Annotated in this window: 18 protein-coding genes; 8 read left to right on the forward strand and 10 right to left on the reverse strand. The window is 72.4% G+C overall.

All coding sequences use genetic code 11. The features are described 5' to 3' along the window. A complete protein-coding gene (locus NLX94_RS37150; RefSeq protein WP_254387694.1) occupies window positions 1-585 on the reverse strand; it encodes a TerD family protein in 585 nt (194 codons plus the stop codon). A gap of 167 nt (window positions 586-752) precedes the next feature. On the opposite strand from NLX94_RS37150, the gene NLX94_RS37155 reads away from it, so the two are divergent. Both NLX94_RS37155 and NLX94_RS37160 read left to right on the forward strand, forming a co-directional pair. Then, a complete protein-coding gene (locus tag NLX94_RS37155) occupies window positions 753-3,893 on the forward strand; it encodes a sacsin N-terminal ATP-binding-like domain-containing protein (RefSeq protein ID WP_254387695.1) in 3,141 nt (1,046 codons plus the stop codon). 54 nt (window positions 3,894-3,947) lie between these two features. Beyond that, window positions 3,948-5,030: a hypothetical protein gene (locus NLX94_RS37160; protein WP_254387696.1), complete on the forward strand. Its 1,083-nt coding sequence runs from the start codon at window positions 3,948-3,950 to the stop codon at window positions 5,028-5,030. Window positions 5,031-5,051: 21 nt separating this feature from the next. Here the strand turns inward: NLX94_RS37160 and NLX94_RS37165 are convergent, their stop codons facing one another. Further along, a complete protein-coding gene (locus NLX94_RS37165) occupies window positions 5,052-6,038 on the reverse strand; it encodes a DUF5937 family protein (protein WP_254387697.1) in 987 nt (328 codons plus the stop codon). 84 nt (window positions 6,039-6,122) lie between these two features. Here NLX94_RS37165 and NLX94_RS37170 point away from each other — a divergent pair, with 84 nt between their 5' ends. Further along, window positions 6,123-7,316, forward strand: coding sequence for an MFS transporter (locus NLX94_RS37170; RefSeq protein ID WP_254387698.1), 1,194 nt, complete (start codon window positions 6,123-6,125; stop codon window positions 7,314-7,316). 3 nt (window positions 7,317-7,319) lie between these two features. On the opposite strand, the gene NLX94_RS37175 is transcribed toward NLX94_RS37170, so the two are convergent. The 4 genes from NLX94_RS37175 to NLX94_RS37190 all read right to left on the reverse strand — a co-directional run bounded on the left by NLX94_RS37175 (window position 7,320) and on the right by NLX94_RS37190 (window position 11,069). After that, a complete protein-coding gene (locus NLX94_RS37175; RefSeq protein ID WP_254387699.1) occupies window positions 7,320-7,736 on the reverse strand; it encodes a hypothetical protein in 417 nt (138 codons plus the stop codon). A 23-nt stretch (window positions 7,737-7,759) separates the two neighbouring features. Further along, the gene (locus NLX94_RS37180) at window positions 7,760-8,053 is read right to left on the reverse strand and encodes a hypothetical protein (protein WP_254387700.1); all 294 of its coding nucleotides are present in this window, start codon (window positions 8,051-8,053) and stop codon (window positions 7,760-7,762) included. Window positions 8,054-8,120: 67 nt separating this feature from the next. Beyond that, a complete protein-coding gene (locus NLX94_RS37185) occupies window positions 8,121-10,595 on the reverse strand; it encodes a cation-translocating P-type ATPase (RefSeq protein WP_254387701.1) in 2,475 nt (824 codons plus the stop codon). A 174-nt stretch (window positions 10,596-10,769) separates the two neighbouring features. Then, the gene (locus NLX94_RS37190; protein ID WP_254387702.1) at window positions 10,770-11,069 is read right to left on the reverse strand and encodes a DUF2530 domain-containing protein; all 300 of its coding nucleotides are present in this window, start codon (window positions 11,067-11,069) and stop codon (window positions 10,770-10,772) included. Window positions 11,070-11,205: 136 nt separating this feature from the next. On the opposite strand from NLX94_RS37190, the gene NLX94_RS37195 reads away from it, so the two are divergent. After that, window positions 11,206-12,612: an NCS2 family permease gene (locus tag NLX94_RS37195; protein WP_254387703.1), complete on the forward strand. Its 1,407-nt coding sequence runs from the start codon at window positions 11,206-11,208 to the stop codon at window positions 12,610-12,612. Here NLX94_RS37195 and NLX94_RS37200 read toward each other — a convergent pair. Next, on the reverse strand, window positions 12,605-12,787 hold the full coding sequence (locus tag NLX94_RS37200) for a hypothetical protein (RefSeq protein WP_030156886.1): 183 nt from the start codon (window positions 12,785-12,787) through the stop codon (window positions 12,605-12,607). The two genes, NLX94_RS37195 and NLX94_RS37200, sit on opposite strands and share 8 nt — an antisense overlap. A gap of 119 nt (window positions 12,788-12,906) precedes the next feature. On the opposite strand from NLX94_RS37200, the gene NLX94_RS37205 reads away from it, so the two are divergent. From NLX94_RS37205 to thpR, 3 genes are all read left to right on the forward strand, one after another. Further along, the gene (locus NLX94_RS37205; protein WP_214954723.1) at window positions 12,907-13,344 is read left to right on the forward strand and encodes a MarR family winged helix-turn-helix transcriptional regulator; all 438 of its coding nucleotides are present in this window, start codon (window positions 12,907-12,909) and stop codon (window positions 13,342-13,344) included. Between the two features lie 25 nt (window positions 13,345-13,369). Continuing rightward, a complete protein-coding gene (locus NLX94_RS37210; RefSeq protein WP_254387704.1) occupies window positions 13,370-14,722 on the forward strand; it encodes an MFS transporter in 1,353 nt (450 codons plus the stop codon). 119 nt (window positions 14,723-14,841) lie between these two features. Beyond that, a complete protein-coding gene (gene thpR, locus NLX94_RS37215) occupies window positions 14,842-15,432 on the forward strand; it encodes an RNA 2',3'-cyclic phosphodiesterase (protein ID WP_254387705.1) in 591 nt (196 codons plus the stop codon). Between the two features lie 109 nt (window positions 15,433-15,541). Here thpR and NLX94_RS37220 read toward each other — a convergent pair whose 3' ends face one another. Continuing rightward, window positions 15,542-16,531, reverse strand: a complete 990-nt coding sequence (locus NLX94_RS37220) for an aldo/keto reductase (RefSeq protein ID WP_254387706.1) — start codon at window positions 16,529-16,531, stop codon at window positions 15,542-15,544. Between the two features lie 83 nt (window positions 16,532-16,614). Then, window positions 16,615-17,391 (reverse strand): GDSL-type esterase/lipase family protein, encoded by a 777-nt coding sequence (locus NLX94_RS37225; RefSeq protein ID WP_254387729.1) that lies wholly within the window; start codon window positions 17,389-17,391, stop codon window positions 16,615-16,617. Window positions 17,392-17,468: 77 nt separating this feature from the next. Here NLX94_RS37225 and NLX94_RS37230 point away from each other — a divergent pair, with 77 nt between their 5' ends. Continuing rightward, window positions 17,469-18,476, forward strand: coding sequence for a WD40 repeat domain-containing protein (locus NLX94_RS37230; RefSeq protein ID WP_254387707.1), 1,008 nt, complete (start codon window positions 17,469-17,471; stop codon window positions 18,474-18,476). Between the two features lie 204 nt (window positions 18,477-18,680). Here the strand turns inward: NLX94_RS37230 and NLX94_RS37235 are convergent, their stop codons facing one another. Beyond that, entirely contained in the window at window positions 18,681-20,150 is a 1,470-nt protein-coding gene (locus tag NLX94_RS37235; RefSeq protein ID WP_254387708.1) for a flotillin family protein, read from the reverse strand. Between the last annotated feature and the right edge of the window lie 7 nt (window positions 20,151-20,157).

Below are 20,157 nucleotides of genomic sequence, written 5' to 3' on the forward strand. Positions count from 1 at the left end.
CTACTTGGCGACGGCGAAGCGCATGAGGGCCTGCTCGTCGCCCGGCTTGATCTTGCCGGTCTGGTTGATGACGTGCAGCTGCCAGCCGGACCCCTCCCGGACCGCCTTGGCCACGGCGCAGCCGTTGTCGCTGCCGAGGAGGCTCGGCCAAATGTCGGCGACCTGCTGGCTGCTGCCGCCCGAGGCGTCGTACACCTTGAAGCTGATGTTGCGGGCGCTCTGGAAGGAACTGCCCTTCTTGTACGCGGCGGCGACGAAGACGATGGACGTGACGTTGCCCGGTATCCGGGCGAACTCCACGGTCACCGTCTCGTCGTCGCCGTCGCCGTGCCCGGTCTGGTTGTCCCCGCTGTGGAGCAGCGAGCCGTTGCCCATCGGGTCCAGGGAGTCGAGGCCGGCGAGGCGGACCGGGTCCGCGCCCTGCATCGCGATCGCGATCAGGTCCAGGTCGGTCCCGACCTTCCGCTTGAGCTTGCCCAGGAGGCCACCGCTGCTGCCCACGGTCGGGTCCCACGAGACGCCGATGGACAGATGGGTTACGCCGCCCAGGTCCGCAGGGCCGTCTTCCTTGGTGAGCGTGATCATGCGCAATCCTCACAAATAGCAGAGCGATACCGACTCCTTGAGTCTGCCTGAAGCCGGTTCGTTTGCGGAGGCGCTCGACGCACGCGATACCTTCAGGGCCTCGGCGTCCGGCATTTCCCGGATGCCGTACGGCTCGGTTGAGCGCGGTACATCTTGGAGGCAGCAGCGTGAGCGTGCGAGTGACGGCGGCCCCGGACGGCGTGGACCCCTTCGGCACGGCCCGGCTGCGGCGCGGGGTGCTCGACGCCTGGGGCGCCGGCCCGGCCCGCTTCCGCGAGGACGCCAACGCCGAGGAGGACCTGGCCCTCGGCGGCTACCGCGACCGGCTCGTCGTCGAGCTCGCGCAGAACGCCGCCGACGCGGCCGCCCGCGCCGGGGTTCCCGGCCGGCTGCGGCTCACCCTGCACGCGGGCACCGACCGGCCCGACGGGCACGCGGTGCTCGCCGTCTCCAACACCGGCTCCCCGCTGGACGCGACCGGCGTGGAGTCCCTGTCCACCCTGCGCGCCTCCGCCAAGCGCGACGACTCCCCCGGCAGCGTCGGCCGCTTCGGCGTCGGCTTCGCCGCCGTCCTGGCCGTCTCCGACGAGCCCGCCGTCCTCGGCCGGCACGGCGGGGTGCGCTGGTCCCTGGCCGAGGCCCGCGAGCTGGCCCGGGGGGCCGCCGTGGGGAGCTCCGGGCTCGGCGAGGAGCTGCGCCGCCGCGACGGCCACGTCCCGCTGCTGCGGCTCCCGCTGCCCGCCGAGGGAACGGCGCCCGAGGGGTACGACACCGTCGTGGTCCTCCCGCTGCGCGACGCCGCCGCGGAGGAGCTGGCCGGGCGGCTGCTCGCCGCCGTGGACGACGCCCTGCTGCTGACGCTGCCGGGGCTGGCCGAGGTCGTCATCGACACACCGGCCGGGGGCGTGCGGACGCTGACGCGCCGCGCCGAAGGCCCGTACACCGTCATCGCCGACTCCGCCTCGGACACCAAGCGTTGGCGCACCGTGCGCCACTCCGGCCCCATCGAGAAGGCGCTGCTCGCCGACCGGCCCGTCGAGGAACGGCTGCGGCCCGTCTGGGCGGTGTCCTGGTCCGTGCCCGTCGACGCCGAAGGCGCCCCGGTCCGCCCCGCGACCGCCGCCGTGGTGCACGCGCCGACCCCGACCGACGAACCCCTGGGCATCCCCGCGCTGCTCATCGCGACCCTGCCGCTGGACACCACCCGCCGTCACCCCGCGCCGGGGCCGCTGACCGACTTCCTCGTGGAGCGCGCGGCCGATGCGTACGCCGAACTCCTGGGCTCCTGGGAGCCGGTGAGCACCGCGCTCGTGGACCTCGTACCCGGCCCGCTCGGCAAGGGCGAGCTCGACGGGGCCCTGCGCGCCGCCGTCATCGCGCGCCTGCCCCGTACGGCCTTCCTCGCGCCGGCCGCACCCGCGGAAGATCCCGACGAGCGGGCCGCCCTGCGGCCCTTCGAGGCCGAGGTGGTGGAGGGCGCGGGCGCCGACACCGTACGGGTCCTCGCGGAGGTGCTGCCGACCCTGCTCCCGGCCGGGCTGGAGCGCCGCCCCGAACTGCGCACCCTGGGCGTGGGCCGGCTGCCGCTGGGCGAGGCCATCGAGCGGATCGCCGGCATCGAGCGGACCCCGGAATGGTGGTACCGGCTCTACGACAGCCTCGCCGGGGTCGACCCGGACCGGCTCTCCGGCCTCCCCGTGCCGCTGGCCGACGGGCGCACCGCGATCGGGCCCCGGCAGCTGCTGCTGCCCGGCGCGGACGCCCCGCGCTCGGGCAGCCCGGAGAGCCTGGCCCGGCTCGGCCTGCGGGTGGCCCACCCGGACGCCGTGCACCCGCTGCTGGAGAAGCTGGGCGCGCTCCCGGCGAGCCCGCGCGCCGTCCTGACCACCCCGCAGGTGCGGTCGGCCGTCGCCGCCTCCCTCGACGCCGGGGAGATCTGGGACGAGGACGCCCTCGACCCCGAGGAACTGGCCGACATCGTCCTCGGCCTGGTCCGCGATGCCGAGCTCTCCCCCGGGGACGAGCCCTGGCTGGGCGCGCTCGCCCTGCCCGACGAGGACGGCGAGCCGACCCCGGCCGGGGAACTCCTGCTGCCCGGCTCCCCCTTGGCCTCGGTGATCCGCGAGGACGAGATCCCGTACCTGGACGCCGAGCTGGTGGAGCGCTGGGACGAGCGGACCCTCACCGCCGTGGGCGTCCTCGCCGCCTTCCAGCTGGTCCGCGCCACCGACGTGGTCCTGGACCCGGACGAACTGGAGCCCCGCGACGGGGACTTCGCGGAGCCCGACGACGCCGGTCTGCTCGACGCCGTCGACGTGTGGTGCGAGGACCTCCTCGACCAGCTCCCCGACACCCCGGTGCCGCCGGTCGCCGTCGAGCTGGTCGCCGTACGGGACCTCGACCTGGTCGACGACGACCGCTGGCCCCAGGCTCTGGCCATGCTGGCCCAGCCGCCGCTGCGCGACGCCCTGACCCAGCCCGTGCGGGTGCTGCTCCCGGACGGCACCACCCGGTCCGTGCGCCCGTACACCGCCTGGTGGCTGCGCGACCACCCGGTCCTGGACGGCCGCCGCCCGGCCGGTCTGCGCGCGGCGGGCGGCGACCCGCTGCTGGCCGGCCTCTACACCCCGGCGGACGCCACCGGCTTCGAGGACGAGCAGGTCCTGCGGGCGCTCGGCGTACGCACCACCGTGCCCGCCCTCCTGGAGGAGCCGGGCGGCGCCGCCGAGCTGCTCGGCCGCCTCGCCGACCCGGACCGGGAGGTCACCGGCCGCCAACTGCACGGCCTGTACGGGGCGCTGGCCGATCTGGACCCCGAGCAGGTCACCCTGCCCGACGAGCTGCGCGCGGTGGTGGACGGCGAGGTGGTCGTGGTCGACGCGCAGGACGCGGTGATCGCGGACGCCCCGGACCTCCTGCCGCTCACCACGGGCCTCCCCCTCCTCCCCGTGGCCCCGTCCCGGGCCGCCGACCTGGCGGAGCTGTTCCAGGTCCGGCGCCTCTCGGAGACCGTCCCGGCGGAGGTGACCACCGACGGCGAGGAGCACGAGGTCCCCGAGTCGGTGCACCAGCTCCTGGGCCCGGCCACCCCGAAGAGCTACGTGGAGCACGAGGAACTCCTGGCGGGCGGCACCGAACTCGACTGGCGCCGCACCCCGGACGGCACCCTGCACGCCTCCACCCTGGAGGGCGTGGCGGCGGCCCTCGCCTGGGCGGCGGGCCAGTGGCCGCGCCGCTTCGAGGTCGCGGCCCTCCTGGAGGATCCGTCCCGGACGGCGGAACTGGCCCGGGACCGCTGGTTCGACTAGGCCCCCTCCTGAGCGCCCGTACAACCATCCGGCCGCGCCGCGCATCTTCAGGGCATGTCTTCTTCCCATGTCCTGATCGGGCGCGGCGCCGACCGCGGCACGTCGGCCACCCTCGAATCCGGCCGGCTGCGGATCCTGCGGGGCCCGGAGGTCACGCTCATCCCCCTGGCGGCCGTGCGGGAGGTCCGCGCGTGGGGTGAGTCGCTCGTCGAGATCCTGCTGACCGACGGCGCCGTCCACCAGGTCAGCGGCTCCAACCCGACCGCCACCGCCGCGTTCACCGCCGCCCTGAACCGCGCGCTCCCCCAGGAACGGGACCCGGCCGGCAGCGCCCTGGTCACCATCGAGTCCGGCTCCGGCGGGGAACCGCTCTGGCGCGGGGACGACGCGCAGGTCTCCCTGGGCACCGACCGGCTGCGCGTCGTCCGGGGCATCCGGAGCACCGACATCCCGCTCGTCGCCGTCCGGGAGGCGCGCGTCGAGGGCCGGGGGCTCCTCCAGGTCGTCCTGACCGACGGCGCCACCCACCAGCTCCCGGGCGGCCGCCCGGACGCCACCGCCGCCTTCGCCGCCACCGTCAACGCCGCACTGCCCCCGGAACGGGAACGGCACCCGGGCGGCAGCGAGCTGGCCACCACCGTGCCCGCGCCCGGCGGGAAGCCGCCGGGCACCTCCCGCAGGCCCCTGGTCGGGTCCGGCGCCGTCGTACTGGCCTACCTCTGCTGGACGATCTGGGCCGGCGTCACCCACGGCTCCTTCGCCGCGGTCTCCGTCACCATCATCGCCGTCCCCTTCTTCCTCGGCCTGGCCGTACTCGCCGCCACGGGCTTCGGCCTGTCCGTACGAGCGGCCATGTCCCGGCGGGGCATCACCGTCCTGGCGGTTCGGGCCTCCGACGAGCAGGGACACTCGTCCCCCAGGTTCGAGTTCACCGCCATGGACGGCGTCACCTACGCGCACCACACCCGCAGGCACGCGACGCCGACCCTCCACGTGGTCCACGACTCCCTGCGCCCCTACCGCACGATCGTCCCCGGATCGCCCGTGACGGTGGTGCTGAAGTACACCGTCACCCTCGCCTGCGCGTGCGCGCTGCTCGCCCTCAGCGCGTACATGACCTACGAGGTCTTCGCGTGATCCGGCCCTCCGGCCGTGCCGTCACCCCGCCGGCGTGAGCAGCGCATCCGCGATGGCCGTGCGGGCGTACAGGACCGAGCGGCCGGCGCGGTGGCCGGTGACCAGGCCCGCATCGCGCAGGGCCGTCAGGTGCTGGGAGACCGCCGCCGCGGACAGGCCGCAGTGGAGGGCCAGTTGGGTGGTGGAGGCCGGGGTGTCGAGCTCGGCGAGGAGCAGGGTGCGGGAGCGGCCCAGTACGGCGGCCACCGCATCGGTGGCCTTGGTGGCGCGGGGCTCCCAGAGGGTGCCGATCCCCCGCGCCGGGTAGGCAAGTTGGGGCGGTTCGGGGGCCACCGACCGGGTCAGCACGCGGGGCCAGGCGAAGGCGGAGGGGACGAGGAGCAGGCCGGCTCCCGTGTCCGCCCGGTTCATCGAGCACTGCCGCCGCACCATGCGCAGGGTGCCGGCGTCCCAGCTGACCGTCTCGTGGAGTTCGTTCAGCACGTGCGCCGAGCCGTGCTCGGCGACCTGCCGGGCCCGGTGGAACACGTCCGCCTCCAGCAGCTGGCGGATGCGCGGCCAGTACGGGCCGAGCGCGAGCTCCCAGTACGTCTCGATCTCGGCGGTGACCTTCTCCAGCGCCGCCTCGGGCTCCTCCCGCAGCAGCCGCAGCCGCGGCGCCGGGCTGGGCGTCTTCGCCACCAGGACGTCGAGGTCGGCGCCCACCTGTGCCGCGGGGGTGCGGCGGATGGCCGCCAGTTCCGCGGGGAGTTCGCCGAAGGGGCCGGCCGGGGTGGGGTTGAGGAAGTCCGCGAGGTAGCCGATGCCCGGGATCAGGGCGGCGAGCCAGCCCCGGTCCAGTCCGGCGGCGAGCAGCCGCGGCCGCACCTGCCGGGCCCAGCGGCGGTGCAGCGGGGGGTCGGACTCCTCGCGCAGCAGACGGAAGCTGGTGACGACCTCCCACATCGGGGACACCGCGAACCGGGTCTGTGCCAGGTCCGTTGCGGTGAAGCTCAGTTCGTACTCCATGGGAACGCCCCCGCCGCCGTGCCATTGGATTCGGTCCCACCTTAATCAATAGGGGCCCGCCCGCCCAGGGCGCAGGCTCCTCACATGCCCTCCTCCTTCCGCGGTCTCCCGCCCCTCGTCTGGACCCTGTTCGCCGGTTCGATCGTCAACCGCATCGGCTACCTCGTCACCCCGTTCCTGGTCTTCCTCCTCGCCGACCGGGGCATCACCGGCTCCGACATCTCCTTCGTGCTCGGCGCACTCGGCGCCGGCCACCTGCTCGGCCCGGCCCTCGGCGGACTGCTCGCCGACCGGATCGGCCGCCGTCCCACCATGCTGATCGGGCTCATCGGCTCCGCCGTCGCCCAGGGAGCCCTGTTCCTGGCCCCCGGGGTCTGGACGATGGCCGCCTCCGCGCTGCTGCTCAGCACCGCCGGGGCCACCGTTCCGCCCGCCGCGTTCGCCCTGCTCGCCGACTCGGTGGACACCGGCTGGCGGCAGCGGGCGTACGCCCTGTTCAACTGGGGCGTCAACATCGGCACGGCCGTCGCCGGCGTGCTCGGCGGCTTCCTCGCCGCGCACGGGTACTGGCTGCTCTTCGCCGTCGACGCCGGTTCGGCGCTCGTCTACGCCACCGTGGTCGCGACCCGGCTGCGCGAGCCGGCCCGCACCGCTCCGGGCAAGGCCTCCGGCGGCCTGGGCTACGGGGTCGTCCTGCGCGACCGGCTGATGCTCCTGCTGCTCCCGCTGCTCGGGATCCAGCTGTTCGTGTACTCCCTGACCGAGGTGGCGCTGCCGCTCGCCGTCCGCGACAGCGGGCTCTCGCCGGCCGTGTACGGGGCCCTGGCCGCGGTCAACGCCGTCCTGGTGGTGGCCCTGCAGCCGTTCGTGACGGCCCGGCTGTCGGGACTGCCGCAGCTCCCGGTGCAGGCGGCGGGCAGTGCCCTGATCGCCGCCGGGGTGGCGCTGACCGGGCTCGCGGACTCCGTCACCGGGTACGTGGTCTCGGTGGTCGTCTGGTCGCTCGGCGAGGTGGCCGTCGCCGGCATCGCGGCCTCACTGGTGGCCGACCTGGCCCCGGCCGATGCCCGCGGCCGCTACCAGGGCGCCTTCAGCTGGACCTGGGGCCTGGCCCGCTTCGGTGCCCTCACCCTGGGCGTCACCCTCTACACCGGGGTCGGTCCCGCGGTCCTGTGGTGGGGCGCCCTGGCCGCCGGCCTGCTCGCCGCGGTGGCCACCCTGGGCCTGCGCAGCCGCATCGCGGCCCGGCGGGAGCAGGACCTCGACCTGGCGGCCTGAGGGTCAAATGGGCTCGACCCACACCGGGTGATCACCGAGCAGCCGCCGCAAGTCGTCGGCATCCGAAGTCAGCACAACGACCCGGTCTCCCCGGCCTGCGGCCTCAAGAGCGACAGAGCCGAGAACGGCGTCGATCGCGTACTTGTGACCAGGCAGCTTCGCCTCCTTCAGGAGGGAACGCGCGGTGGCGATCATGGCGTCGTTCGTGTGGACGACTTCCATCCGGGACAAGGTCCAGTCCCAGGTCTTGGGCAGCACACCCGCCTTCGGATCCCAGGCCTCCAGGGTCGTGAGTCCGGAGGTCACCACCCGGACGTCACTGTGCGCCGCAGCCTTGACATAGGCGGACAGGACCTCGTCACCGCGCACCGCTCGGGAGAGTGCCTCGCAGTCGAAGACGAACGTACGCGGCGCGGGCACGACCCGCCGGTTGACCCGAGGGGTCACGCGGCAGCCTGCCGACCTGGTTCGGGCCGCTGGGCAGGCGCCCCGGTCCGGCGTTCTTCGTACCAGGCGTCGATGGCCTCGATCCGGTCGAGTACCGAGTCGTACGCCTCGTCGCTCACCGGCCCGTACTCCTGCTCCAGATGGTCCGACAGTTCGTGCAGCTTGTCCTGCGCAACCCTGCGCTCGACGGCGGCGGCCACGTAGGCGGACACTCCTCTGGCGGACACCCGTTCCTTGATGCTCTCGAACACCTCTGCAGGCAGGGTGACGGTGACCTTCTTCATTGCCATAGTCCAACTATGAAACCGGTACGGCCCACCTGTCGATCCCTCGTGGGAGTGAGCCGTGAGAGTGAACCTACGCCGGGAACCTGCGGTCCACCCACCGGAAGGTGAACTCGATGAGGGCGGCCGCGGCGGCCGCGATGCCCACGGCGGCCCACGGCATCACCGCGCCCTCCAGCTTGAGCTGGAAGAACTCCTGGAGCCAGGGCGTGACGAGCACGATCAGGAACGCCCCGCCCATCGCGCCGACCAGCCCGACCCGCCACCAGGTGTAGGGGCGGGCGATGATCGCCAGCACCCACATCGAGGTCAGGAACAGCGCGAGCGTGGCGGCGCTGGTCTCGGCCTTGAGGGCGTCGGGGCCGGAGTAGTAGTGGCGGGCGAGCACGTAGGTGACGAAGCAGGCGACGGCGGCGATGACCCCGCCCGGGATCGCGTACCGCATCACGCGTTTCACGAAGTGCGGCTTGGCCCGCTCCTTGTTGGGGGCCAGCGCCAGGAAGAACGCCGGGACGCCGATGGTCAGTGTGGACAGCAGCGTCAGGTGGCGCGGCAGGAACGGGTACTCGACCTGGGAGCAGACCACCAGGACGGCCAGCAGCACCGAGTAGACCGTCTTGGTGAGGAAGAGGGTCGCGACGCGGGTGATGTTGCCGATGACCCGGCGGCCTTCGGCGACGACCGAGGGCAGCGTGGAGAAGCTGTTGTTGAGGAGGACGATCTGCGCGACGGCCCGGGTGGCCTCCGAGCCGGAGCCCATCGAGACGCCGATGTCGGCGTCCTTGAGGGCGAGCACGTCGTTGACCCCGTCGCCGGTCATCGCGACGGTGTGTCCCCTGGACTGGAGGGCGGCCACCATGTCCCGCTTCTGCTGCGGGGTGACCCGCCCGAAGACGGCGTTCTCGTCCAGGACCCCGGCCATCTCCTCCTGGTCGGTGGGGAGCGTGCGCGCGTCGACGGTGTTCTCGGCGCCGGGCAGGCCCAGCTTCCCGGCGACCGCGCCGACCGAGACGGCGTTGTCCCCGGAGATGACCTTGGCCTTGACGTCCTGGTCCTCGAAGTAGCGCAGGGTGTCGGCGGCGTCGGGACGCAGCCGCTGCTCCAGGACGACGAGGGCCGTCGGCCGAACCCCGGTGGCCACGGCCGGGTCGTCGAGTTCGCGGGTGGCCCGGCCCAGCAGGAGGACCCGTAGGCCCTGCTCGTTGAGGTCGTTGATCTCCTCCAGGGCCGGGTCCCCGGCCGGGAGCAGCACGTCGGGGGCTCCGAGCAGCCAGGTGTTGTTCTCCCCGTCGCCCTCGCTGAAGCTGGCGCCGCTGTACTTGCGGGCGGAGGAGAAGGGCAGCGATTCGGTGCAGCGCCACTCGGCGCTGTCGGGGTAGGCGTCGATGATCGCCTGGAGGCTGGCATTGGGGCGCGGGTCGCTCTCGCCGAGCGCGCCGAGCACCTTCTTGACGTACGCGGCGTCCGCGCCGCCGAGCGGACGGCACTCGGTGACGTCCATGCCGCCCTCGGTGAGGGTGCCGGTCTTGTCGAGGCAGACCACGTCCACGCGGGCGAGCCCCTCGATGGCGGGCAGCTCCTGCACCAGGCACTGCTTGCGGCCGAGCCGGATGACGCCGATGGCGAAGGCGACGGAGGTCAGCAGGACGAGGCCCTCGGGGATCATCGGGACGATGCCGCCGACGGTGCGGGCGATGGCGTCCTTGAGGTTGTTGTCCTTGACGATCAGCTGGCTGATGATCAGGCCGATGGAGGTCGGGACCATCATCCAGGTGACGTACTTGAGGATGGTGGAGATGCCGGAACGCAGCTCGGAGTGGACGAGCGTGAAGCGGGAGGCCTCTTCGGCGAGCTGGGCGGCGTAGGCCTCGCGGCCGACCTTGGTGGCGGTGAAGGCGCCGCCGCCGGCGACGACGAACGAGCCGGACATGACCGGGTCGCCGGGCTTCTTCAGGACGGGGTCGGCCTCGCCGGTGAGGAGGGACTCGTCGATCTCCAGGCCGTCGGCCTCGCCGACGAGCCCGTCGACGACGACCTTGTCGCCGGGGCCGAGCTCGATGACGTCGTCGAGGACGATCTCGGAGGTGGAGATCTCGGCGGTGCGGCCGTCGCGGCGGACGCTGGGTTTGGCCTCGCCGATGACGGCGAGGCTGTCCAGGGTCTTCTTGGCGCGCATCTCCTGGATGATGCCGATGCCGGTGTTCGCGATGATCACGAAGCCGAAGAGGCTGTCCTGGATCGGGGCGACGAAGAACATCACCACCCACAGGACGCCGATGATGGCGTTGAAGCGGGTGAAGACGTTGGCACGGACGATGTCCGCCGTGGAGCGGCTGCTGCGGACGGGGACGTCGTTGACGGCTCCGCGGGCGACGCGCTCGGCGACTTCGGCGGTGGTCAGGCCGGCCGGCTTGAACCGGGGTGCGGGTGGCCGGACCGGGTGTACGGGATCGAGCTCGGCCCCCGCGTCGATGGCGGTCCCGGCGGCCGCCGCGCCGCCACCGCCCGGCTCCGGTCCGTCTGATGCGCTCTGCGCCCGCTCCGTCATGGTTCCGACGGTAAAGGGGGATTCGCTCCCCCACCTGCCGAAAAGTCTGAAGATCCGACTTCGGGATGAGCCGAATCCTCCGCTGGTAGCCCTTCCGGCGGGCCGGGGCGGGCTCCGGCAGCCGCGTGCGGCCCGGTTTCCAGGGGGCTCCGCCCGCAGGCCCGGGGCGGCGGGCTAGCCCGCCTGGGGAGTGGGGGCCGACGGGTCGGCTTCGTTCCGCGCGGCCAGCTCCGCCGCGTGCCGCTTCAGGGCGGCATCGCGGCCGCGCACGTACCAGAGGCCGATCAGGCCGAGGACTCCGCCGACCGCGCAGGTCCAGACCCACCACAGCATGCCCCGGTCCGCGAACCACCCGTAGAAGGGGAGCTGGAAGAGGAAGAGGGCGAACCACAGGATCGTGCCGCCGGTCACGGTGCCGACGATCGGGCCCTCGAGGGGCTCGGGGGCCTCGTGCGTCGCAGTCCATTTCGCCATGGGGACAAGTCTAGGCCGGTCGGCGGAGGGTCTACGCGCGGAGATAGACGGCCCTTCGTTCATGTGTTCATACTGAAACGGTTTGGGCTTGGCCCGTTTTCGTCGTATGAAACCACCACTGAGGACCAGGACCCCCATGAGCACGTCGGCCCCCGTGGACCGCTACTTCAAGATCTCCGAGCGCGGCTCGACCATCGGCCGCGAGGTCCGCGGCGGATTCGCCACCTTCTTCGCGATGGCCTACATCATCGTGCTGAACCCGATCATCCTGGGCAGCGCGAAGGACATGTACGGGCACCAGCTCGACGGGGGCCAGCTGGTCACCGCGACCGTGCTGACCGCCGCCTTCACCACCCTCCTGATGGGCGTGATCGGCAACGTCCCGATCGCCCTCGCGGCCGGCCTCGGCGTCAACACCGTCGTCGCCCTCCAGCTCGCCCCCCGCATGAGCTGGCCCGACGCCATGGGCATGGTGGTCCTGGCCGGCTTCGTGGTGATGCTGCTGGTCGCCACCGGCCTGCGCGAGCGGGTCATGAACGCCGTCCCGCTCGGCCTGCGCAAGGGCATCGCGATCGGCATCGGCCTGTTCATCATGCTGATCGGCCTGGTCGACTCGGGCTTCGTCACCCGCATCCCCGACCTCGCGCACACCACGGTCCCGCTCCAGCTCGGCGGCAACGGCCACCTGCACGGCTGGCCCGTCCTGATCTTCGTGGTCGGCGTCCTGCTGACGCTCACCCTGATCATCCGCAAGACCCCCGGCGCGATCCTGATCTCCATCGTGGCCATGACCGTCGCCGCCCTGGTGATCCAGCTGATCACCAAGCTCCCGGACACGGCCTGGGGCCTGACGGTCCCGGAGTGGCCCGGCAACCCGGTGGCCGCGCCCGACTTCGGCCTGATCGGTCAGGTCAGCCTGTTCGGCGGCTTCGGCAAGGTCGGCATGCTGACCGGCATCCTGTTCGTCTTCACCGTGCTGCTGTCCTGCTTCTTCGACGCGATGGGCACCATCCTCGGCGTCGGCGACGAGGCGAAGCTGACGAAGCCGGACGGCTCCTTCCCCGGGATCAACCGGGTGCTGTTCGTCGACGGCATGGCCGTCGCCGCCGGCGGCGCCTCCTCGTCCTCCGCCACCACCTGCTTCGTGGAGTCCACGGCCGGCGTCGGCGAGGGGGCCAGGACCGGCCTCGCGAACATCGTGACCGGCGGCCTCTTCACCGTCTCGCTGTTCCTCACGCCGCTCGCCACGATGGTCCCCTCACAGGCGGCCACGCCCGCGCTCATCGCGGTCGGCTTCCTGATCATGGCCGGCTCGGTCCGGGACATCGACTGGAACGACTTCACCATCGCCGTCCCGGCCTTCCTGGCCATGGTGATGATGCCCTTCACGTACTCGATCACCAACGGCATCGGCATCGGCTTCGTGGCCTTCTCCGTGCTGCGGCTGGCGACCGGCCGGGGCCGCGAGGTCCCGGTGGCCATGTACGTCGTCTCGGCGGTCTTCGTCTTCTACTACGCGATGCCGGCGCTGGGCCTCACGTAAGCCCGTAGAACTTCTCCGTCTCGTCGACGGCCGCCTTGAAGCGTTCGTCGAAATCGTCACGAATGAGCGTCCGGACCACATAGTCCTGGACGCTCATTCCTCGTTTGGCGGCATGAGTCCGGAGCCTGTCGAGGAGCTCCCCGTCTATGCGCATGCTCAGCACATGTGTCCCCATGCCGAAAGAGTCGGGGCACAGGGCATGGACGCGTGTCACTTTCCGCAGCCGACTCACCCGTACGAGTGACACCGGATAACTGGTGTTCCTTAGGAAGAGTAATGAGTTACTCTAAATACATGCATGACCTCTCCCATGGCGACGACGCAGCCGCCGTGAACGACCTCCGCTCCGCCGTCATGCGGCTGGGCCGGCGCCTCAAGCACCAGCGCGTCGACGAATCGCTGAGCCCGACCGAGATGTCGGTCCTCGGCACCCTCGCCCGCTGCGGCCAGGCCACCCCCGGTGAGCTGGCCAGGCGGGAGCACGTGCAGCCGCCGTCCATGACGCGCATCGTCGCGTTGCTGGAAGCCAAGGGACTGGTCACGCTGGAACCGCACCCCGACGACCGCCGCCAGAAGGTGGTCCGCCAGACGGAGGAGGCCGAAGCGATGCTCGAAGAGAGCCGTCGCAAGCGCAACGCCTTCCTCGCCGGGCTCGCGGCCGAGCTGACCGAGGACGAATGGGCCAAGCTCCGCGAAGCCGCGCCCGTCCTGGACAAGCTCGCGCACCTATAGGAACGACGCCAGGAGGCGAACCCTTTTGAGTACGGGACCCGGAGCAGACTCCGCCCCCGGCCACACACCCACCACTACGCACGCATCGGGCCCCACCCCGAAGAACAAGAACTCGATGTTCAGCTCGCTGAAGATCCGGAACTACCGGCTCTTCGCGAGCGGCCAGGCCGTCTCGAACACCGGCACCTGGATGCAGCGCATCGCCCAGGACTGGCTGGTCCTCTCGCTGACCGGCTCGGCCTCCGCGGTCGGCATCACCATCGCGCTGCAGTTCCTGCCGATGATGCTGTTCGGGCTCTACGGCGGCGTACTCGCCGACCGGCTCCCCAAGCGGCCGCTGCTGCTCTGCACCCAGGCCGCCATGGGCCTGACCGGCCTCGCGCTCGGTGTCCTCACCCTCGCCGGCCACGTCAACGTCTGGCACGTCTACCTCGCCGCCTTCCTCCTCGGCCTGGTCACCGTCGTCGACAACCCGGCCCGGCAGACCTTCGTCTCCGAGATGGTCGGCAAGGACCAGGTGGCCAACGCGGTCAGCCTGAATTCGGCCAACTTCCAGTCCGCACGGCTGATCGGCCCGGCCATCGCCGGTGTCCTCATCACCGCCGTGGGCTCCGGCTGGGCCTTCCTGCTCAACGGCCTGTCCTTCGCCGCGCCGATCGCGGCCCTGCTGATGATGCGGACCCGGGAACTGCACCCGGTCGAGGTCCAGCCCCGCGCCAAGGGGCAGCTCCGGGAAGGCCTGCGCTACGTCGCCGGGCGGCCCGAGCTGATCTGGCCGATCGTGCTCGTCGGATTCATCGGCACCTTCGGCTTCAACTTCCCGATCTGGCTGTCGGCCTTCGTGGCCAAGGTCTTCCACGGGGACGCGGGCACCTACGGGCTCTTCAACACCCTGATCGCGGCGGGCTCCCTCGCGGGCGCCCTGCTGGCGGCCCGGCGCGGCCTCTCGCGGCTGCGACTGCTGGTCGCGGCGGCGGTGCTCTTCTCCGTCCTCCTGCTGGTGACGGCCTTCGCGCCCGGCTTCTGGCTGTTCGCGGCGCTCCTCGTCCCCATCGGGGTCTTCGGCCTGACGGTGAACGTCACCGCGAACTCCAGCGTCCAGATGGCCACCGACCCCGAGATGCGGGGCCGGGTGATGGCCCTGTTCATGATGGTCTTCACCGGCGGCACCCCGATCGGGGCCCCGCTGGTCGGATGGGTCACGGACACCTACGGCGCGCGGATCGGCATGGCCGCGGGCGGAGCGGTGTCGCTGGCCGCGGCCGTCGCGATCGGCCTCGTCCTGTCCCGCATCGGCAACCTCCGCCTCAGCGTGAGCCGCCACGGCGTGAACTTCGTCCCCTCGGACCGCCGCCGCCAGCTGGCCACGGCCGCCTGAGGTCGCCGGAGGGGCTGGATCAGCCAAATCCAGCCCCGCCGGCGTTTGAGGCGCAGGGGTCCGGGGACTGGTCCCCGGCAACGGCGCCGCACGGCTGCCCACCTCGCTAGGCTCGGCACATGAGACTGTTCGCAGCCGTCATCCCGCCCGAGGCGGCCGTCTCGGAGCTGGCCGAGGCCCTGCGCGGCCTGCGCGACGACCGCCTGCGCTGGACCGCGGAAGCCGGCTGGCACTTCACGCTCGCCTTCATGGGCGAGGTACGGGAGGAGCTGCTCCCCGAGCTCCACACCCGCCTCGCCCGCGCAGCAGCCCGCAGCGAGCCCTTCCGGCTCCGGATCCACGGCTCCGGCCACTTCGGCCACCGCTCCCTGTGGGCCGGCGCAGCCGGGGACCTCGACGCCCTGCGGATGCTCGCCGAGCGCGCCGACGCCGCCGCCCGGCGCTCCGGGGTGCCCATGGACCAGCACCACCGCTACACCGCCCACCTCACCCTCGGCCGCCTGCGCGACGAGCGGCACGACGTCCGCCCCTACTGCGCGGCCCTGGCCTCCTTCGAGGGCACCGCCTGGCAGGTCGGCGAACTCAGCCTGGTCCGCAGCAACCTGCCCGACTCCGGGGTTCCCGGGGAACAGCCCCGCTACGAGGTCGTCGGCTCCTGGGAACTGGGAGAGCCCGCCCCTCCGTACGAAGGGCGGGCCCGGTCGCGTTAGGCTCGACGAGTGGATCCCAAGACCAGAAACCGCGTCATGGCCGGTGTGCTCGTACTGATGTTCCTCGTGGTGGCGGTCGCCGCCGCGGTGGGCCAGTAGGGGCCCGGCGCTACCAGGCGAACGCCTCCGGCGCCGGCCCCGGCCCCGGGAAGACCTCGTCCAGCCCGGCCAGCACCTCCGGCGACAGCTCCAGCTCCACCGCCCGCAGCGCGGACGCGAGCTGCTCCGGCGTACGCGGCCCGACGATGGGACCCGTGACCCCGGGACGCGTCAGCAGCCAGGCCAGGGCGACCTCGCCGGGCTCCAGTCCGTGCTTGTCCAGCAGGTCCTCGTACGCCTGCACCTGCGCCCGTACCGAACTGTTCGCGAGCGCGTCCGCCGAGCGGCCGCTCGCCGTGCGCCCCGACTCCGAAGCCTTGCGGATGGCCCCGCCCAGCAGCCCGCCGTGCAGCGGGGACCACGGGATGACGCCGAGCCCGTACGCCTCGGCCGCCGGGATGATCTCCAGCTCCGCCCGCCGCTCGGCGAGGTTGTAGAGGCACTGCTCGCTGACCAGGCCGAGCCGGCCCGAGCGGGCCGCGGCCTCGTTGGCCTGGGCGATCTTCCAGCCGGGGAAGTTCGAGGATCCCGCGTAGAGGATCTTGCCCTGCTGGACCAGGACCTCGACGGCCTGCCAGATCTCCTCGAAGGGCGTCAGCCGGTCCACGTGGTGGAACTGGTAGATGTCGATGTAGTCGGTGTTCAGGCGCTTGAGGCTGGCGTCGACGGCCCGCCGGATGTTCAGCGCCGACAGGCGGTCGTAGTTGGGCCACGGGTCGCCCTCGGCGGCCATGCTCCCGTAGACCTTGGTGGCGAGGACCGTCTTCTCCCGGCGGCCGCCGCCCTGGCCGAACCAGGTGCCGATGATCTCCTCGGTGCGGCCCTTGTTCTCGCCCCACCCGTACACGTTGGCCGTGTCGAAGTAGTTGATGCCTGCGTCGAGAGCCGTGTCCATGATCGCGTGGCTCTCCGGCTCGCCCGTCTGGGGGCCGAAGTTCATGGTGCCGAGGACAATACGGCTGACCTTGAGACCGGTGCGTCCGAGCTGCGTGTACTCCATGGGCCACTAGCCAACTGCCTGGAGTGCGCTCGAAGCAAGACCCGCCCATGAAGGGCGTGTTACGTGTCCTGCTCCGTGTTCCGCTACGAGTCCTGCCGGGGGCGGTACGGGCCGCCCAGGCCCCAGGCCTGGTGGAGGACGGCCGCGAACTCCCCGGCCAGGCGGTGCTCGCCGGAGGCGTTGGGGTGCGTGCCGTCGTAGGTGTCGAGGTCGATCTCGTACCCCTCCGGGCGCGCGGCCAGCAGGATCGGCGAGGCGGGCGTCGACAGGTCGGCGACGGCCTTGGCGAGGAGCTCGTTGAAGAGGTCCACCTGCCGCGCGAAGGGTGCGTCGTCCCGGGCCCTGATGTTCGGTATGACCGGCAGCAGGACCATCCGGATCCCGGGCCGGGCGGCACGGGCCTCCTCGATGAACCGGCGGACGTTGGCCGCGGTGCCCTCGGCGGCGGTGTAGAAGCCCAGGTCGATCAGCCCGAGGGAGACCAGCAGCACGTCGGCCCCGGCCTCGCCGACGGCGGGCCCGATGAGCGGGGCCATGTGCTGCCAGCCCTCGCCCCAGCCGGCCAGGTGGCGGCGGGCGTCGGCGGGGAAGCCGGGGTCGGCGTAGTCGTGGCTGAGCGGCGCGTCCGCGAGGGTGTCGTAGAGCGCGCTGCGGGGCCCGACGATCTCGTACGGGCCGCCGGAAGCGGGGTCGCCGGTCGGGGCGACAGCCGGGTCGCCGGCCGGGCCGACGGCCGGGGCGACGGCCGGGGCGACGGCCGGGGCGAAAGTGGCGTCGAGATGCTGCCACATCCGGTAGCGCCAGGTGTAGTCGCCGGCGCGCCCGATGGTCATGGAATCCCCGACGAACATGAAACGCATCCGGACATCTTCGCGGATCACGGGGGCGGCGAGCCCTGTGATGCCGGACACGCGGGGCGGGCTGGCAGGGTAGGGGGATGCGCCCGCACCCGCTGCCCCTGACCGCCGCCGCCACTGTCGTCGCCGTCCTCGCCCTGGCTGCTCCGGCCGCCGCCGCACCCGGGGCCTCACCCGTCGGCGCGTCCGGGTTCACCATCACCGACCCCCGGATCAAGGAGTCGAGCGGGCTCGCGGCCAGCCGGATCCACCCCGGCGTCTACTGGACCCACAACGACAGCGACGACGGCCCGTACGTGTACGCCGTGGACTCCGCGACCGGGAAGACGGTCGCACGCATCACCCTGACCGGCATCGGCAAACCCCGCGACGTCGAGGGGATCTCGCTGGGCCCGGACGGACGGCTGTACGTCGGCGACATCGGGGACAACCTGGGCGGCTCCTGGAACCACGTGTGGATCTACCGCTTCGCCGAGCCGAAGACGCTCGGCGACGCCACGGTCAAGGCCGAGCAGTTCACCGTGAAGTACGCCGACGGGCCGCGGAACGCGGAAGCGCTGATGGTGCATCCGGTGACGGGGCGGGTGTACATCGCGAGCAAGGACGAGCGGGAGGGCGGGCTCTACGAGGGCCCGGAGGCCCTGTCCGCCTCCGGGACGAACACCTTCCGGCGGATCGGGGACGTCCCCTGGGTCACGGACGGGGCGTTCTCCCCGGACGGGGGGCGGCTCGCGCTGCGGGGCTATCTGTGGGCGAAGACGTACCCGTGGAAGGACGGGCGGCCGGCGGGGGAGGGGGAGGCGGTGGCCGCGCCGTGGCAGGGGCAGGCGGAGTCCGTGACGTACACGGCGGACGGGTCGACGCTGATGTTCGGCGCGGAGGGCACGAACAGCCGGGTCGTCGCCGTCCCGGTGGCGGGAGCAAAGCCGACCCCCTCGCCCTCCGCTCCCGGTGCTCCGGCCCCGTCCCCCGGTGCTCCCGCCACCCCCGAGGACGGAAGCTTCACCAAGGGCGCCCTCGTCCTGGTCGCCGCCCTGACCCTCACCCTGGCCGCGAAGCGGCTCCTCCGCCGCCGCCCGAAGCCCTGACCCTCCGGGGCGGGTGCGGGTAAGTGCCCTGCGGGGCTGTCCCCTACCCGCCCTTCCACCGTTCCCTGGGGCTCCGCCCCAGACCCCGCTCCTCAAACGCCGGAGGGGCTGGATTTTCCAGCCCCTCCGGCGTTCACCTGCAGGCCGAGACCAGCCACATCCAGCCCCTCCGGCGTTTGAGGAGCGGGTCCGGGCAGCGCCTGGCTACGCGCCCTGGATCGGGATCTGGTGGGAGGGCTCCGGGGTGGGGCCGTTCGCCGGGGTGGCGGGGGGAGGGGTCGGCTGGGACATCGTTGAGAGGAGTTGGCGGGCCAGGCCCAGGCCCGTGCCGCCCATCGTGAGGGCCTTCGCGAACATCTCCGACATGCCCTCCGCCCCGTTGAGGAGGACCATGTGCTCGACGTTGCCGAAGGCACCCGCTCCCGCCTCCACGATCGCCGGCCAGTTCTCCGCGAGCTGCTGCGCGACCACCGCCTCCTGGTTCTCCGCCAGCGCAGCGGCCCGCGCCTGGATGGCCGCCGCCTCCGCGAGGCCGTTCGCCTTGGCTGACGCCGCCTGCGCGAGGCCCTTGGCCTCGGTCGCCGCCGCCTCCGCCTCGCCCGTCGCGCGGGTGGCGGTCGCCGCCGCCAGGCCCCGCGCCTCGGTGGCCTTCGCGTCGGCCGCCGCCGCCGTCGTCACCCGGGTGGCTTCGGCCGCGGCCGCCAGCTCCGTCTCCTTCGCCTTGGCCTGCGCCGCCGAGATGCGCGCGTCGCGTTCGGCCTCGGCCCGGGTCCGGGTCTCGTACGCCGCCGCGTCCGCGGGCTTTCGTACGTCCGCCTGGAGCTGCTGCTCGCGCCGGTGCGCCTCCAGTTCGGCGACCCGGGTCTCCTGGACCACCACCTCCTGGCGCGCCGCCGCCTCCGACAGCGGGCCCGCCTGCCGGGCCGTCGCCGCCGCCTTGTCGCGCTCGGCCTGGTAGCCGGCCTGGAGGATCTCGCTGTCCCGGGTGGCCTCCGACATCCGCGCGAAGGCGGCCTGTTCGGCCTCGGTGGCCAGCCGGTTCGCCTCGGCCTGCGCGATGCGCGCGTCCCGCTGGACGGCGGCCGCGTGCGGCATGGCGAGGTTCTTGATGTACCCCGTCGGGTCCTCGATCTCGTGGATCTGGAGGGAGTCGACGATCAGGCCGAGCTTCTCCATCTCCGTACCGCACGCCGCCCGGGTCTGCCCGGTCAGCTTCTCCCGGTCGCGGATCATGTCCTCGACCGTCAGCCCGCCCACGATGGAGCGCAGATGGCCGGCGAAGACGATGTGCACCCGCTCGGGCATCATCTTCTGCTGGTCCAGGAAGCGGCGGGCCGCGTTGGCGATGGACACGAAGTCGTCGCCGATCTTGAAGATGACCACGCCCTTGACCCGTAGCGGAATGCCCTGGTGGGTCACGCAGTCCACGTTGAGCTGGGTCTCGTTGAGGTCGAGCGACAGCTTGCGCACGGCCTGTACGCCGGGCATCACCATCGTTCCCCGCCCGGTGACGATCCGGAAGCCCATGCCCTCCGCGATGCCCTCGGTCTTGTGCGCGGAGCCGGAGATGACGAGCGCCTCGTTGGGCTCGGCCACCCTCCACATGAGTTTGAACAGGCCGATCGCGGCCGCGAGCCCGCCGACCACGATCCCTGCCAGTACGCCGACAGCCATCGGCAAC

Source organism: Streptomyces sp. TBY4 (assembly GCF_024213195.1).
Classification (GTDB): Bacteria; Actinomycetota; Actinomycetes; order Streptomycetales; family Streptomycetaceae; genus Streptomyces.